At 48.0% G+C, this 15,529-nt stretch carries 10 protein-coding genes; 8 read left to right on the top strand and 2 right to left on the bottom strand.

Annotation, left to right across the window (positions count from 1 at the left end):
- The first annotated feature begins 88 nt into the window (after window positions 1–88).
- From BGP75_RS18775 to BGP75_RS18765, 3 genes are all read left to right on the top strand, one after another.
- Entirely contained in the window at window positions 89–1,183 is a 1,095-nt protein-coding gene (locus tag BGP75_RS18775) for an ABC transporter substrate-binding protein (RefSeq protein ID WP_076720393.1), read from the top strand.
- A 361-nt stretch (window positions 1,184–1,544) separates the two neighbouring features.
- Window positions 1,545–2,807: an ABC transporter permease gene (locus BGP75_RS18770; RefSeq protein ID WP_076720392.1), complete on the top strand. Its 1,263-nt coding sequence runs from the start codon at window positions 1,545–1,547 to the stop codon at window positions 2,805–2,807.
- A 5-nt stretch (window positions 2,808–2,812) separates the two neighbouring features.
- On the top strand, window positions 2,813–3,670 hold the full coding sequence (locus BGP75_RS18765) for an ABC transporter permease (RefSeq protein ID WP_076720391.1): 858 nt from the start codon (window positions 2,813–2,815) through the stop codon (window positions 3,668–3,670).
- Between the two features lie 250 nt (window positions 3,671–3,920).
- Here BGP75_RS18765 and BGP75_RS18760 read toward each other — a convergent pair whose 3' ends face one another.
- Window positions 3,921–5,147, bottom strand: coding sequence for an aspartate aminotransferase family protein (locus BGP75_RS18760; RefSeq protein ID WP_076720390.1), 1,227 nt, complete (start codon window positions 5,145–5,147; stop codon window positions 3,921–3,923).
- Window positions 5,148–5,276: 129 nt separating this feature from the next.
- Window positions 5,277–10,139 carry an NAD-glutamate dehydrogenase gene (locus BGP75_RS18755; RefSeq protein ID WP_076720389.1) on the bottom strand — a complete coding sequence of 1,621 codons (4,863 nt, stop codon included), beginning with the start codon at window positions 10,137–10,139 and terminating at the stop codon, window positions 5,277–5,279.
- 628 nt (window positions 10,140–10,767) lie between these two features.
- On the opposite strand from BGP75_RS18755, the gene BGP75_RS18750 reads away from it, so the two are divergent.
- From BGP75_RS18750 to BGP75_RS18730, 5 genes are all read left to right on the top strand, one after another.
- Window positions 10,768–11,802, top strand: coding sequence for a GlxA family transcriptional regulator (locus BGP75_RS18750; RefSeq protein ID WP_076720388.1), 1,035 nt, complete (start codon window positions 10,768–10,770; stop codon window positions 11,800–11,802).
- 328 nt (window positions 11,803–12,130) lie between these two features.
- Window positions 12,131–12,904 (top strand): ABC transporter ATP-binding protein, encoded by a 774-nt coding sequence (locus BGP75_RS18745; RefSeq protein WP_076720387.1) that lies wholly within the window; start codon window positions 12,131–12,133, stop codon window positions 12,902–12,904.
- A gap of 101 nt (window positions 12,905–13,005) precedes the next feature.
- The gene (locus BGP75_RS18740; RefSeq protein WP_076720386.1) at window positions 13,006–13,764 is read left to right on the top strand and encodes a transporter substrate-binding domain-containing protein; all 759 of its coding nucleotides are present in this window, start codon (window positions 13,006–13,008) and stop codon (window positions 13,762–13,764) included.
- A gap of 94 nt (window positions 13,765–13,858) precedes the next feature.
- On the top strand, window positions 13,859–14,596 hold the full coding sequence (locus tag BGP75_RS18735; RefSeq protein ID WP_233152976.1) for an ABC transporter permease: 738 nt from the start codon (window positions 13,859–13,861) through the stop codon (window positions 14,594–14,596).
- Window positions 14,597–14,598: 2 nt separating this feature from the next.
- Window positions 14,599–15,291: an ABC transporter permease gene (locus BGP75_RS18730; RefSeq protein ID WP_076720385.1), complete on the top strand. Its 693-nt coding sequence runs from the start codon at window positions 14,599–14,601 to the stop codon at window positions 15,289–15,291.
- The last annotated feature ends 238 nt before the right edge of the window (window positions 15,292–15,529 follow it).

Genomic DNA, 15,529 nt, shown 5'->3' with positions numbered 1-15,529 from the left:
CTTAGGCAAGTATCAGACATCATCTGAATTTAGTAGCAACGCATTCTGTTTGCCGGTTTACCGGCGTTAGCTCAGAGGAACAATAATAATGAAGAAACTTCTAAAACCTAGCTTGATCGCTGCCGCAATCGCCGTCAGCACATTCAGTGCCAGCGTTCAGGCCGAAAAGTCCATGACTGTGGTGTCCTGGGGAGGGGCGTATACACAGAGCCAGATCAGAGCCTACCATGATCCCTGGTCTGAAAAGACTGGCGTTAAGATTCACAATGAAGACAAATCAGGCGCAGCCCTGGCTGGCATTCGATCACAGGTACAGGCCGGTAACGTTACCTGGGATCTCGTCGATATGCTTGAAGGCGATGCCATGCTGGCTTGTGATGAAGGCATTATCGAAGAAATTGACTACGATACGGTATTAGCCAAAAGCCCTGATGGCAAGCCTGCAACCGAAGACTTTATTGAAGGCTCACTGAGTGGCTGTTTTATTCCGCAAATCGTATACGCTACGTTGTTTGCTTACAATGACAACGCTTTTAAAGGCGCCAAGCCTTCTACCATTGCCGATATTTTCGATCTTAAACAATTCCCAGGTAAGCGTGCATTACAGAAAATTCCTGATGGCAACATGGAATGGGCTCTGATGGCTGATGGCGTTGATGCCAAAGATGTTTATGATGTATTGAGCACTGAAGAAGGTGTTGATCGTGCTTTTAAGAAGCTGGACACGATTAAAGATTCCGTAGTCTGGTGGGAAGCAGGAGCTCAACCGCCGCAGCTACTCGCAGATATGGAAGTTAGCATTGCCAGTGGTTATAACGGTCGATTCTTTAATGCCCAGGTAACTGAGAAGCAGCCGTTCACTATTGTATGGGACGGTCAATTGTTTGAGCTGGATGGTTGGGTCGTGCCGAAGGGTAAGCTGACTAAGGATATGAAAGCCTACCTGAATTTTGCCACTGATACTCAGCGTCTGGCGGACCAGGCCAAGTATATCTCCTACGGTCCTGCTCGTGCTTCTTCGGCTCCATTGGTTACCACACATGCCGATACGGGTATCGACATGAAGCCTCATATGCCAACAAATCCTGCTAACTTCTTTAATCCGATTAAGAAGGATGCCGGATGGTGGGCTGACAACGGTGACGATATGCGTGAGCGTTTTAATGCATGGCTGGCACAGTAATCGTTTAAACAGATAAGGGTTGTGATTAAGTGGGATGGCCTGGTTGCCGTCCCACTGTCGAGTCGTTCAGAAATCTACTCTTCTGATTTCCAATACATTTTCGGAGTTGCGGATATAGAAAATCCAGAAAAACTCCAGCTAAGAATAACAACCAGTGTAAGGTTGTTGCGAAGAAAGAGCTTTTAATAACAGCTGTAAAGTAATAACAACCGTAAAGTAATAACAACCGTAAAGTAATGACCTGAAAACCAGAGAATTGTAGGCTGCTGTGCGGGAAGGACGGTTGTCTAAAAATGCAATACGGCGGTAGGGCTAGACCATCCGGCGTTAAAAACTATAAGAATAAGAGGGTTGACTGAAGATGGCAGAAACTCAAACCGCGCCCGAGGTTATGACCACGGCCGACGGCATACCCCTTAAAGTTAGCTTGAGACGGGCATTACGACGGCAGCGTATTTTATCGTTTCTGTTGGTAGCGCCTTTACTATTGTTTATTGTTGCGTCGTTTATTATTCCTATTTTTGAAATGACGATGAGGGGGGTTGAAAACCCTCAGGTTGTCAATATTATGCCGCGCACCGTCGAGGCATTACAAAGCTGGGACGGTAAGGATATCCCCGACGAGCCGGTGTTCGCTGCATTGGTTGCTGATTTGCAGGCGGGACGCAAATCCAAACAGATCGGGAAGGTTGCAACCCGATTGAATTATGAACAGCGAGGGATGCGCTCCGTGATTATGGGCTCTGCCCGAAGCGCCAGTCGTCTTAAAGAAGGCCCTTATAAAGCGGCCATGATTAAAATTAAAAAAGAATGGGGCCAAACCAGAACCTGGGCGTTGATCAAACGAGAGTCTGCGCCCTATACCCTGTCTTACCTGCTGGCTGCTGTTGATGCCGGATATGATGAAAATGGTGATATAGCCCGGGTCGATGAAAAGCAGCAGATTTATGTGCCGTTGTTTGAACGGACTATCTGGATGTCCATCACCATAACCGCTATTTGTGTATTTCTGGGTTATCCGGTGGCCTATCTGCTGGCCAATTTGCCTCTGAGAACCAGTAACCTGCTGATGATTCTGGTGTTGCTACCCTTCTGGACATCATTGCTGGTACGAACAACTACCTGGATAGCATTGTTGCAGACACAGGGAGTACTGAATGATCTGCTTGTCTGGTTACATATCATCGATAACGAAGGGCGTCTGCAGATGATCTTCAACAAAACCGGTACTATCGTTGCGATGACCCATATTCTGCTGCCCTTTATGATACTTCCTCTCTACAGCGTGATGAAAACGGTCCCGCCGAGCTATATGCGAGCTGCCCGTTCACTGGGAGCTAATCCGCTGGTTGCCTTCTGGAGGGTGTATGTGCCGCAGACGGTCACTGGAATCGGTGCCGGCAGTATTCTGGTGTTTATTCTTTCTATCGGCTATTTCATTACGCCAGCCCTGGTTGGTGGGCAAAGTGGGCAGTTGATCAGTAACCTGATTGCTTATCATATGCAGAAATCCCTCAACTGGGGGCTTGCAGGTGCTCTTGGCTTCCTGTTGTTGGTGTTGGTACTGGTGCTGTATGCGATTTATAACCGCCTGATTGGCGTCGATAAAATGAAGATGGGGTAATAATTATGGCGTCAATACCTCCTTATGCGGGAACACTCGAACGTGCCTGGTACTACGGTTACCGGTTAATCTGTGCGCTGATCTTTCTGTTTCTTATTGGCCCAATACTGGTAATTATACCCTTATCATTTAATGCGGAGCCCTATTTTACTTTTACCAGTGAGATGCTTTCTTTTGATCCAGCGGGGTATTCGTTGCGCTGGTATGAGGATTTCTTCACGAGTGAAAGCTGGATGAGTTCAATAAAGAACAGTTTCCTGATTGGTATAGCCTCCACGTTGCTTGCCACGGTACTTGGTACTCTTGCGGCGCTGGGGCTGTCCAGGCCGCAAATGCCTTTTCGGGCATTAATCATGAGTATCCTTATTTCACCGATGATCGTACCTTTGATTATTTCGGCGGCAGGAATGTTCTTTTTCTATTCCAAGGTCAATCTGGCACAGACCTACTTAGGTGTTATCCTGGCCCATACGGCTTTAGGCATCCCGTTTGTCGTCATCACTGTGACTGCGACTTTGTCTGGTTTTGATCATTCTCTGACAAGGGCAGCAGCAAGCCTGGGAGCCCCGCCTTCCTACGTTTTCTTTAAAGTGGTCCTGCCGCTGGTTACGCCTGGGGTGGTATCCGGTGCTTTATTTGCCTTTATCACCTCATTTGACGAGGTGGTCGTGGTGATCTTCCTCTCGGGGGTTGAGCAACGTACGATTCCACTGCAAATGTGGGCAGGGATCAGGGAGCAGATAAGCCCGACTATTTTAGCTGTGGCGACATTGCTGGTTGCAATCTCCATCGTACTGCTTACTGTACTGGAGCTGTTACGCCGTCGCGGCGCGCGTCTGCGGGGCATTACTGAAACCGTATAAATAATTGCGAACAGATAGACGCGAATTCACTTTGCTCTGATTGGAAGACGTGGGGTTGTAGTTGAGATATGAGTTGAGATATGAGTCGAGAACTGAGATGTTATGCTGGAGCTGAGGTTTTTCTGTTATTGAGTAGCAGTGGCCAGAGAGCCTGAGCTGGAATTGATTTTAAGAGATCTAAACAATAAAAAGGCCTGGGTTAACTCAGGCCTCTTTTGTTGGTTTTTATATCTGATCAACTATCAGAAAATTAAGCTTCTGGCCCAGCTTCGATAGTCTTGGCTATGGCGTGTTCCAGACGCTTCATACCTTCTTTAATTTCATCGGCTTCGACCAGTAGGGACGGGGTAAAACGAAGTACATTGGGACCCGCCACCAGCATCATTAGACCTTCTTCCCGTGCAGCTGCGAGGAACTTAGCTGCTTTTCCGTGCCAGGATTCAACTAGCTCTGCTCCGATAAGCAGTCCTTTACCACGGATGTCTTTAAATATCTCGTGTTTAGCGTTAATTGCTTCCAGAGCTTCAACAAACAGAGTCCGTTTTTCTTTAACGCCATCCAGCAACTTGGGGTCATTGATGATACTCACTGCAGCGCTGGCTACAGCACAGGCCATTGGGTTGCCACCATAGGTGCTTCCGTGTGTACCAAAGCCAAAGCTTTGTGCCACTTTATCGGTGCACAGCATTGCTCCAACCGGGAATCCGCCACCCAGGGCTTTAGCACTGGTCAGGATATCCGGAGTTACACCGAGACCCATATAGGCATAGAGATCACCCGTACGGCCAACACCGGTCTGGATTTCATCAAATACCAAAAGGGCATTGTGCTGATCGCACAACTCACGCACACCACGGGCAAAGTCTTTATCTGCCGCGATGATGCCGCCTTCTCCCTGAATGGGTTCCATCACTACTGCACAGGTTTTATCTGAGATAGCTGCTTTTAATGCTTCCAGATCATTGAAAGGGACATGAGTGATTCCGGCAGGTACCGGCTCGAAGCCTTCTCTATATTTCTTCTGGCCACCAACAGATACCGTAAATAGTGTTCGACCGTGGAATGACTGATTAAAAGAAATAATCTCGTGCTTTTCAGGGCCCACATTGTCATAGGCATATTTGCGGACCAGCTTGAAGGCCGCTTCGTTGGCTTCAGCACCAGAGTTACAGAAAAATACCTTATCCGCAAAAGTTGCTTCAGTCAGTTGACTGGCCAGACGTAAGGCAGGCTCATTGGTGAACACGTTGCTCAGGTGCCAGATTTTGTCGGCTTGATCCTTGAGTGCGCCCACCAGGGCAGGATGAGAGTGTCCCAGTGCACTAACCGCGATACCACCAGCAAAATCAATGTATTCATTACCTTGCTGGTCCCATACTCGGGTTCCTTCACCGCGTACCGGTACCATAGCCTGGGGGTTGTAATTAGGAACCATCACTTTGTCGAAGGTGGCACGGGTTACCGCTTGATTAGTCATTACTCTTCCTCTTTATGATCGCAGCCTTAAAGGCTGCGATGGTGCTTTATGCTTTGATTGTTCTCTGATGGTGCTTTGATTGCTTTTTATACAGCTTTCGATTTTATGTTACTGACTCTGTACGGGCCGTTAGTTCAACTGTCCTAACTCTCTTACTGCCACAGAAAGCATGGCGAGGTTTGGATGTTCAATACTCTCAATCTCTTCTCTTGTCGTTTTAAAGTGATCCAGTACTTGTTGTTGTTCCTGGTGCCATTGTTCAAGCCGGTCTGTAACTGTCATCTGCGCTTCAGTCGAACCCAGTAATCGCGCATTGGTGCGAGCTAACGCGCTGTCCAGTTCATCTGCCAGTGACGCTCTGGCCTTGCGTTGCCAGATATCCGTGTCGGGCAGGGCTCGAATCTGAGTGCGCAGACTGTTCAAGCCCAGTAAGTTTTCCAGCTGGTAATAAGTCTGGGCCGCAGATAATGGTACCTGCTTGTGTTTGCGGGATAGGCGTACGATTTCGAGGCAATAGTAATCCCGACTTAGACCTGCAAATCGTTGAGCCAGTGATTCATCCTTGATACCTGCATCAATCAGATGCTGTTGTTCATCTCTGCGTCGCTGTTGCTCTTTTTCACTGACCAGTGATAACTGGTGTTCCAGCAACAGTCCGACGTTGCCGCGATAGTTACTGACCAGTTCGCTGACTGACAAAGGTTGGGAATGATTGCGCAGCAACCAAAGGGTTGTTCGTTCCAGCAGATCCTGGATACGCACCATCAGCTCCCGGAAAATACTGTCATCCAGCTGCGACTCCAATTCTTCCAGCGCGTTCCAAAGCGATTCAATCGAGAGGATTTCCTTCGCCGCAAAAAATGCCCTGACTGCGTCCAAGGCGCAGCAGTGAGTTTCTTCCTGCAGATAACTGATGTAGGTGGAACCCATCCGGTTGTTGACCAGGTTGGTGACATGGGTTGCAACAATTTCTCTGCTGAGGGGGTGTTGCTGTAACTTATCGGCATACTGTTCACGAATAGGGGCAGGAAAGTAGCCATCAAGTTCTTTGCTCAGGTCTATATCCTCACCGATGCCATCTTTAATCAGATGGTCGAAGAGGCGAAGTTTACTGTAGGCCATTAGCACAGCAATTTCCGGGCGTGTAAGTCCTTCGCCGTTACGGGTGAGTTCTTCCATATATTCGTCAGTGGGCAAAAATTCCAATTTGCGCTTCAGACGGCCCTCTTTTTCCAGTATGTGAATCAATCGAACGTGGTCGTTGATCCGGGAGGAGGACTGCAGAGCGCAGATGCTCAGGATCTGACTTTGTAATTTATTGTGCCTTAAGACCAGCGATGCCACCTCTTCGGTCATACTGGCCAGAAGTTTGTTGCGTTGCTTGCCGGTCAGGTCTTGAGAGACCACTTCCCGGTCAAGCAGGATCTTCAGATTCACTTCATGGTCTGAAGAATCGACACCGCCAGCGTTATCGATAGCGTCACTGTTTACAATGCCACCTCGGCGGGCATATTCAATTCGACCGAGTTGGGTCAATCCCAGGTTACCTCCTTCACCAACCACGCGTGCGCCCAGCTCATTGCCGTTTACCCGCAGGGAATCGTTGGCTCGATCACCCACTTGTTCGTGGCTTTCGCTGCTGGCTTTCGCATAGGTTCCGATTCCGCCGTTCCAGAACAGATCTATTGGTGCCTTCAGTATGGCGTGAATCAACTCATTGGGCGTTAAACGACGCGCATCAACGGATAGGGCCTGGCGAGCCTCGTCAGTCAGTGTTATTGATTTGGCTGAACGAGAATAGATGCCTCCGCCCTTGGATATCAGGCTGCGATCATAGTCTTCCCAGCTGGATCGGGGCAGATCAAAAAGGCGTTTTCTTTCTGTCCAGCTTGCAGCGGGCTCCGGGCTTGGGTCGATAAATATATGCTGGTGGTTAAATGCGGCGACCAGCTTTATCTGTTTTGATAGCAACATGCCATTGCCGAACACGTCACCCGCCATATCGCCTACCGCGACAACGGTGAAGGGTTGAGTCTGAGTATCGATGCCCAGCTCGCGGAAGTTACGCTTCACTGATTCCCAGGCACCCCGTGCAGTGATCCCCATTTTTTTATGGTCGTAGCCGTTAGCGCCACCAGAGGCAAAGGCATCGCCCAGCCAAAAACCATAGTCCATGGATATCTGATTCGCGATATCAGAAAAGGTGGCTGTTCCCTTGTCTGCCGCGACTACCAGGTAAGGATCGTCATCATCATGGCGGATAACATTAGTGGGAGGTACGATGTCCTCTCCCTGCCTATTGTCCGTGATGTCCAATAAACCCTTAATAAAGGTTTGATAACAATGGATAACTTCTTCCAGTACCTTGTCGCGGCTACCTGTGGGGAGCTGTTTGGGAACGAAGCCACCTTTGGCGCCAACAGGTACAATAACGGAGTTTTTTACCAGTTGGGCTTTAACCAGTCCTAAGACTTCTGTACGGAAATCCTCTCGACGATCTGACCAGCGTAGTCCGCCACGGGCTACTTTCCCTCCCCGTAAGTGAACGCCTTCGACCCAGGGGGCGTAAACGAATATCTCGAAGCGGGGACGAGGTAAAGGAGCCGCTGGAATTTGCTCAGAATCGAGCTTAATTGACAGGTAACCCTTAGGCTGCTGATCGGCATCCAGCTGATAGAAGTTGGTTCGCAGAGCCGCTTGAATCACGCTCAGATAATGACGGAGAATGCGGTCTTCATCGAGGTTGTCGACACTTTCCAGTGCCTCTTCGAGTTGTTTGCTCAGTACTTCACAACGGCTCTTTCTAGGTTGGCGGTAGTCGGGATCAAATCGTATCTCGAAAAGCTGTACCAGCAGGCGGCAAATATGGGGGTTGTTGCCAAGTGTCTGCTCCATATAGTTTTGACTGAATGGAATGGCTAACTGCAATAGATATTTGCAAATAGCGCGCAGAATCACTACTTGACGCCAACTGAGTCCTGCTGAAATAACCAGCGCGTTAAAGCCATCGTTTTCCAGCTTACCTTGATAAGTCAGAGTAAAAGTCTGCTGGAACTGATCTTTCAGGTGTTTGTCCTCTGGATCGAAACTTCCAGCGACTGACAGGTGGAAATCCAGCATCCAGTAGGCTTGCCCCTGGCTGTTATTAAACTCATAGGGGCGTGCACTGAGTACCCGGACTCCCATCTGTTCGAGTATTGGCAAGACGTCAGAAAGTGCCAGATTTTCACCGCCTCCCAGCACCTTCAGGTGCAAACTGTGGAAATCCTCAAGAGGGCGATACAAGTAAGTTGACAGCGTTCCTGGCCTTAGCTCTGCCAGGCGTTGAAGGTCACTGACCGCCCTGTTTGGAGTGACATCATCCCGATAAGAAACGGGCAAATAGTGTGCAAAGCGTTGCAGCAATCGGTTTCCAGTGGCTTCTCCCAGTTTTTCATTCAATGCCAGCTGTAGACGATCGATCCAGGATGCCATTGCTTCTGACATCAGGGATTCCAGTTTGTCTACATCGCAGTTTCTTTGGTGGGCATCATGGCAATGGATAGTAAACTGTACCTGAGCCAGATTATGTTCTGACAGGCGAACGCCAAATTCCGAGCTGTGCCCCTCGAAAGCGTTTAACAGAATTTCCTGCATCTTCAGGCGCAGGGCTGTATCGTAGTGATCCCGAGGTACCAGAATAAGGACACTGATAAATCTGCCATAGGTATCCGGTCGGATAAACAGCCGCAGCTGTCGACGTTCCTGGCTTTCAAGCATACCGAGAATTGTTTCTTCAAACTGCTCATAGCTGGCTTGCAGCATTTCATCCCGAGGATAGTGGAGTAACAAATGTCGTAGTGCTTTTCCACTATGACCATCGGCGGGGAGCTTGGCTCGCTCCTGCAGTCGAGCAATTTTTTGGCGTAAAAGAGGCACCTCATCTACAGGGGTGCTGTAGGCGTTAGAAGCGTATAGTCCGAAGAATCGCCATTCTCCTATGACCGTTTCCTTCTTGTCTATTTTTTTAACACCGACATAATCCAAATGAGCAGGTCGTTGCACTGTCGAACGGGTGGTGGACTTGGTTAATACCAGCAACTCTGGCTGTTGTGACAGTTGGCTAAGGTAGGGGCTGAGTTCTATATTCTGCTGTGAATCTGATACAGGTTCACCCAGAATTCCAAGCCCTGAGCCTTTGCGATAGTTTAGGGTGAACAGAGGCTGTTCTGCTGTTGATTGCTCACTGGGGGTCAAGTCGTAATAACGGAATCCCAGAATCAAAAAGCGATCCGACAGCAGCCAGCGGAGGAATGCCAAGGCTTCTTCGTTAACCTCTGGATCTAATTTCAGGCTGTTTGCTTCACTCCAGTCCACCGCTTCCTGCATTTGCTGTTTCATTGCCGGCCAGTCACGAACGGCCAGACGAACATCCTTTAGGATTCGGTGAAGATGTTCCTTTATCTGCTCGCGTGCTTCCGGGTCGGGCTGATGGTCAATTTCAAGCCGAATCAGTGCTTCTGGATTGGCTTTGCGACCAGCTTTAGTCGATTTTCCCGTTGTTGTTTTACTCTCTTGTGCTAGCGGCAGAATTCGCTGCAGACGACCTTCCTTATCACGCTCTGTGTAGATAACCGGATGGGTAACCTGATGGATACTGATGCCTTTTTCAGAAAATGCCATGTTTACGCTGGCGACTATAAATGGCATGTCATCCATCAGCACTTCGACAACAGTGTGGCTGCAATGCCACTGATGATCTTCGTGGTTGGGGTTGTATACCCTGATGAGTGTTTGTTCGGAGCCGCGTTTTTGCACAAGATCCCAGAGGCACAGTATCGCACCGTACAGGTCTTCCATCTCAACCTGGGCAAATTCACGGGCCAGGCTACGGGTGTAATACTGCTCCGCCAGTTGAATTGCGGTTTCGCTATTGTTCTTAGACAGCCTCTTTTCCAACAGGGACTGAACCTGGGTGATGCCTGCTTGCTTGATCTGAACCAGAGTATTCATGTGGGCCACTGCTATTGTTATTAGTAAGAATGTTATTAACCGGTTGTTATTGACGTCGTGCTACTTAGGCAGCCTGACCAACAGCAGGGTTACTAACATCGCGTTTTAACATGTTGCTATTAAAAAAGTGTTATCGACACAATGGAAGTATTACTGGAGAACCGGCCAAATAAATAGAAGTAGAATAGTATGGCATTGAGGTTCTTCAAGCGTTGATAGCATTATCAATTAATCCAAGGGCTGCCAACAGGTGTTTTTTTTACCGAAAGCGACGTGGAATTTCAGGCTTCTGACATCGGTGGCCTGTTCAGTGGGTTTCGTGATGCCATTATCAGTATGCTTAGGGCAACGTAAAGACAGCCTTTATGAACAGGCTACGTATGAACCCTAAGGCTGTGTATGATCCATGGGACTGTGTCTCAAGCTTAAGGCTGTGTATCAAGCATCAAGCTTAAGGCTATGTCTCAAGTCTTAAGCTATACGCTGAGTGAGCCCTTTTGATTTTTTGGTGATGGCTTCTGCTTTTGCCGATATTTGAACGGCTTTTCGCGCATTATTTCGCTTTAGTGCGCATAATTCTATCTAGATGTTAAAAATGGGTGTGCATAAGTAACGTATGGAATCGAGAATGGTGGATAATCTGGCCATTAAACGGGTAAGTGGCAGGCCGCAGCGGTTCGGTTTTCTCTTGTTGCCCAATTTTTCCCTGATAGGCTTTTCTTCAGCGATTGAACCTCTGAGAATGGCTAATTGGATTAGTGGTGACGAACTCTATGAAACCTTCACCATCAGTCATGATGGTGAAGCCGTTGCCAGCAGCGCTTCCGTTGAGACGATAGTGGATTATGGTCTTCGGGATATGCCCTCACTCGATGCTATCTTCGTCTGCGGTGCCAGTCCTGTCGCCCGAACCGGTAATGAGGCGGTTATTGCCTGGTTGCGGGGACGAGAGAACAGCCGTATTGCGTTGGGTGGAATTGGTACTGGCTCATATCTCCTCGCCTGTGCCGGCTTGTTAGAAAACTATCGTGCCACTATTCATTGGTGGGATGTCGATAGTCTGCGAGAGGAGTTTCCAAGGACGCGGGTTTCAAACAATCTCTTTGAGATAGATGACAATCGATTTACCTGCAGTGGTGGTACCGCCGCAATGGACATGATGCTGTTTCTGATCGGGCAATATCATGGCATGGAGTTAGCCGCGTCGATATCCGAGCAGTTTGTTTGTGAGCGGATTCGAGCAGCGGAGGATCCCCAGCGTATCCCTTTAAAAGCCCGTATCGGTGCCAGTCAGCCCAAGTTGATAGAAGCTGTGACGTTGATGGAGGCAAATATTGAAGAGCCGCTCACTGCTGATGATCTGGCCTTTCATGTGGGTGTTTCTCGTCGGCAGCTGGAGCGGTTATTTAAAAAACATCTGCAAACAGTACCCTCCAAATACTATCTCGAACTGCGAATGGAGCGAGCTCGTCAGCTGTTACGGCAAAGCGATCGGCCCATTCTCCAGATAGCCTTAACCTGCGGGTTTTCCAGTGCTTCTCATTTCAGTACCGCTTATCGCAATCACTATGGGTTAACCCCTAGAGAAGAGAGGAAGCGGTTAGGCAAGGGGGCTGAACAGCATGCCTCTCCATTGACACACTCGGTGTTGATAAAAACTTGAATGTCAGGCGGATTGTCAATTATCGGCTTTATATCTTCTTCCGGTTCTTATGTCGTTTTGATTATTTTTTGAAAACTTTATAATTTCACGAATGTGCGGTAAACGTTCAATATAATCTGAAAAATAGACAATATCTTCTGATAAGTTGCGTTTGCTTTTGTGTCCTAAGATCACAATTTGATGACCGATTTATGAAAATGTGTTTTTCAGCCTTTTGTTACTGTATGGGCTACTTTGAGTCGTCTCTATAACTGAGCTGACAGCCTTTAGTGTTGTGACCTGTTACTAGAAGTCGTATCTGCTAGCAGATATTCAAGAGAATAATAAGATGGCCAACAGCGATACCGCGATTAAGCTGACTAATATCCATAAAACCTTTGGTACTCTGGAAGTACTGAAAGGCATTGATCTGGAAGCCAATGACGGGGATGTCATTTCCATTATCGGTTCCAGTGGCTCAGGTAAGAGCACATTTCTTCGTTGCATCAATTTGCTGGAGCAGCCGACCGAGGGCGAAATTACCATTACTGGTGAGCCTTTAGAGCTTAAGCGTGGAAAGCACGGCGACTTAGAGGCAAGCAATCAAAAACAACTGACTCTGATGCGAGAGCGCGTCGGCTTTGTTTTTCAGAATTTCAATCTCTGGCCCCATATGACACTTATCGAAAATGTTATTGAGGCTCCTGTACATGTGCTCAAACGCAGTCGTAAAGAGGCCATTGAACAGGCGGATATTCTTCTCAAAAAAGTGGGTCTTTACGAGCGTAAGGATTTCTACCCTGGTCAGCTTTCCGGTGGTCAGCAGCAGCGGGTTGCTATTGCCCGTGCTTTGGCAATGGATCCTCAGGTCCTGTTGTTTGATGAGCCGACATCTGCTTTAGATCCTGAACTTGTTGGTGAGGTGCTGAGTGTCATGCGTGACCTTGCTGCAGAAGGTCGTACCATGTTGATCGTTACTCATGAGATGGCCTTTGCGAAAGAAGTGTCATCAAAGGTGATGTTTCTCCATCAAGGTCAGGTTGAAGAGTTCGGACCGCCTGAGCAGGTCTTTGGTGATCCCAAATCTGAACGCTGCAAGGAGTTTATCTCCAGCGTTTTCTGAATCCAGAGTTCGGTTTTGCTGCCAAGGCCGGATGTTGGACGAAATATCCCGACCGCAATAAATCAATTTTACTAATATCCTTTTCTGATAGGACTCTGGTTATGAAAATAAATAAAACATTAATTGCCACTCTATCTTTGACTGCTATCGCATTGTCATCAACCGTTGCTCAGGCTTCTGACAAGATACGCATCGCTACCGAGGGTGCCTGGGCGCCGTTTAATTTCATCGACGCCAGTGGTCAGCCTCAAGGTTTCGATGTGGATATTGCCAACGCCTTATGTGAAAAAATGAAGGTTGAATGTGAAATCGTTACTCAGGACTGGGATGGACTGATTCCAGCGCTGAAAGTAAAAAAATTCGATGCCATTGTTGCCAGCATGTCTATCACTAAAGAGCGCATGAAGCAGGTGGATTTTTCTGATCCTTATTATTCTGGTGGCTTGCGATACCTGGCAGCTAAGGGAAAGCCTTTTGATACCAGCAAAGCGGGACTGAAAGGCAAGGTTATTGGTGCTCAGCGTGCGACAGTCGCGGGCCTTTATCTTGAAGACAATCTGGCGGACGTTGTCGAGATTAAACTTTACGATAACAACGATGCCGTTTATCTGGACTTGCAGGCTGGTCGCCTTGATGGCGCCCTGTCAGACGAGCTTCCAACATTTAACTGGCTGAAATCAGATGCCGGTAAGGGCTTTGAATTTAAGGGCCAGGCCTTTGCTAAAGATGACAAGATAGGTATCGCCGTTCGAAAAGGTGACAAGTTGCGCGCTAAGCTCAATAAAGCGCTGAACAAAATCCTGAATGACGGAACTTACGAAAAAATCAACGCGAAGTACTTCCCGTTCTCTATCTATTGATCCTTCGTTTATCGGTTCCTTGTCAGGGGGCGGCTGCCGTCGCCCCCGTTTACTCAAGTATTCTTTCTAGTGTTTGTCAGAGATGGTTGGCCTGGTGGCCGATTGTATCTATCTGGCTGACTTCTGGAGTCGGGGTCTGGTTATGATTGATCTCAGAGGTTTCGGCCATCAGTTATGGGATGGCACATTGATGACACTGGAGCTGGCCGTTGTCAGCCTGGTTGTTGGCTTGCTGTTGGGGCTTTTAGGTGCTTCGGCGAAGTTGTCTAACATTGGTTTGGCACGGGCAGCGGCGAACGCATACACCACTATCCTGCGGGGTATTCCTGAACTGCTGACAGTGCTTATCATTTACTTTGGTGCCACTTCGGTTCTGATGGTTGTCGGAAGTTGGTTTGGTTACGATGAATATATAGAAATCAGTCCTTTTATTGCCGGTGTTGCGGCTCTTAGTCTGGCTTTCGGTGCCTATGCCACTGAAGTGTTTCGTGGCGCGATGATTGCTATTCCTAAAGGCCAGGCTGAAGCAGGAAGAGTGTTGGGGATGAGTCGTATTCGAGTGTTTACCCGAATCACATTGCCTCAGGTTTGGCGCTTGGCGCTTCCCGGACTCGGTAACTTGTTTTTAGTGCTGTTGAAAGATACGGCGCTGGTATCTGTCATAGGGCTCGAAGATATTATGCGCAAAGCAAATGTAGCTGTCGGTTTTACCAAGGAGCCCTTCCTGTTCTACATGGCTGCAGCGTTCATTTACCTGACTCTTACCATTATTTCGATGGTTGGTATCTCAATATTGGAAAAGCGAAATAGCCGTGGTCTGGTGAGGGGGTAGTGATGGATTTTGAAGTGATTGTTGAGTATTTTCCCCGTTTGTTGGAAGGAGCCTGGACTACCATTCAATTGGTTTTGGTCTCCGGTATAGTGGGATCGCTGATGGCTGTTCCCATCGGCTTGGCTCGCCATTCAGGTGTTTTTTGGATTCGTGCACTGCCTTATTGTTATATTTTCTTCTTCCGTGGTACTCCTTTGCTGGTGCAAATATTTCTGGTGTATTACGGCGTCTCTCAGTTTGAGGCTGTGCGTGAAAGTATGTTTTGGCCTTATCTTCGAGAGCCTTACTGGTGCGCCATTATCGCGTTTTGCTTGAACACTTCTGCTTATACCGCTGAAATACTTAGAGGTGCATTAGCAGCTATTCCCAAGGGAGAGGTTGAGGCCTCCAAAGTGCTGGGAATGAGAAAAAGTCTGATGTACCGGCGTGTTTTATTGCCTCGGGCGTTCGGGATGATTGTTCCTGCCTATGGCAATGAAATTATTCTGATGCTTAAAGGGAGTGCTCTGGCCAGTACGATCACGTTACTGGACTTGACGGGGATGGCCAGGACAATTATCGCTCGTACTTATACCCCCATTGAGATATTTCTGTCAGCCGGAGTGATTTATTTAGCTCTGAGTATGCTGGTTATATGGGTTTTTCGTTGGGTTGAGCGTCGACACAATGAGTATTTACGCCCAATCGAGAACTGATTTTATTTGGTTTTTTTGGAATTGTTCGAGTCACTAGAAGGGCTGCGCAGGGCATTGGTATGAATCTGTTGCTTCTGCGTGGCCGGTTTTTTGTTGGTTTGTTACCAGCCATTCCGGCTCTGTCGGTTTTGCTTTTTATCAATACTTCCTCTTATTAGCTCTTTCTTTATTAATGCTTATTTTTATTATTTCTCTCCTTATATTAGTCCTTCCTGTTATTGATACACTTTTGTCTTCA

The sequence above is a fragment of the Motiliproteus sp. MSK22-1 genome (assembly GCF_001968815.1).
Taxonomy (GTDB): domain Bacteria; phylum Pseudomonadota; class Gammaproteobacteria; order Pseudomonadales; family Balneatricaceae; genus Motiliproteus.
The sequence above is the reverse complement of the archived record's forward strand: the minus strand, read 5'-3'. Positions and strand labels throughout refer to the sequence as shown.

Bases quoted from the DNA above. Each gene is read 5' to 3' on its own strand.
- BGP75_RS18765 (WP_076720391.1), top strand. From the start codon at position 2,813: ATGGCGTCAATACCTCCTTATGCGGGAACACTCGAACGTGCCTGGTAC.
- BGP75_RS18730 (WP_076720385.1), top strand. From the start codon at position 14,599: ATGGATTTTGAAGTGATTGTTGAGTATTTTCCCCGTTTGTTGGAAGGA.
- BGP75_RS18760 (WP_076720390.1), bottom strand. From the start codon at position 5,147: ATGACTAATCAAGCGGTAACCCGTGCCACCTTCGACAAAGTGATGGTT.
- BGP75_RS18770 (WP_076720392.1), top strand. From the start codon at position 1,545: ATGGCAGAAACTCAAACCGCGCCCGAGGTTATGACCACGGCCGACGGC.
- BGP75_RS18775 (WP_076720393.1), top strand. From the start codon at position 89: ATGAAGAAACTTCTAAAACCTAGCTTGATCGCTGCCGCAATCGCCGTC.
- BGP75_RS18750 (WP_076720388.1), top strand. From the start codon at position 10,768: ATGGTGGATAATCTGGCCATTAAACGGGTAAGTGGCAGGCCGCAGCGG.
- BGP75_RS18755 (WP_076720389.1), bottom strand. From the start codon at position 10,139: ATGAATACTCTGGTTCAGATCAAGCAAGCAGGCATCACCCAGGTTCAG.
- BGP75_RS18740 (WP_076720386.1), top strand. From the start codon at position 13,006: ATGAAAATAAATAAAACATTAATTGCCACTCTATCTTTGACTGCTATC.
- BGP75_RS18745 (WP_076720387.1), top strand. From the start codon at position 12,131: ATGGCCAACAGCGATACCGCGATTAAGCTGACTAATATCCATAAAACC.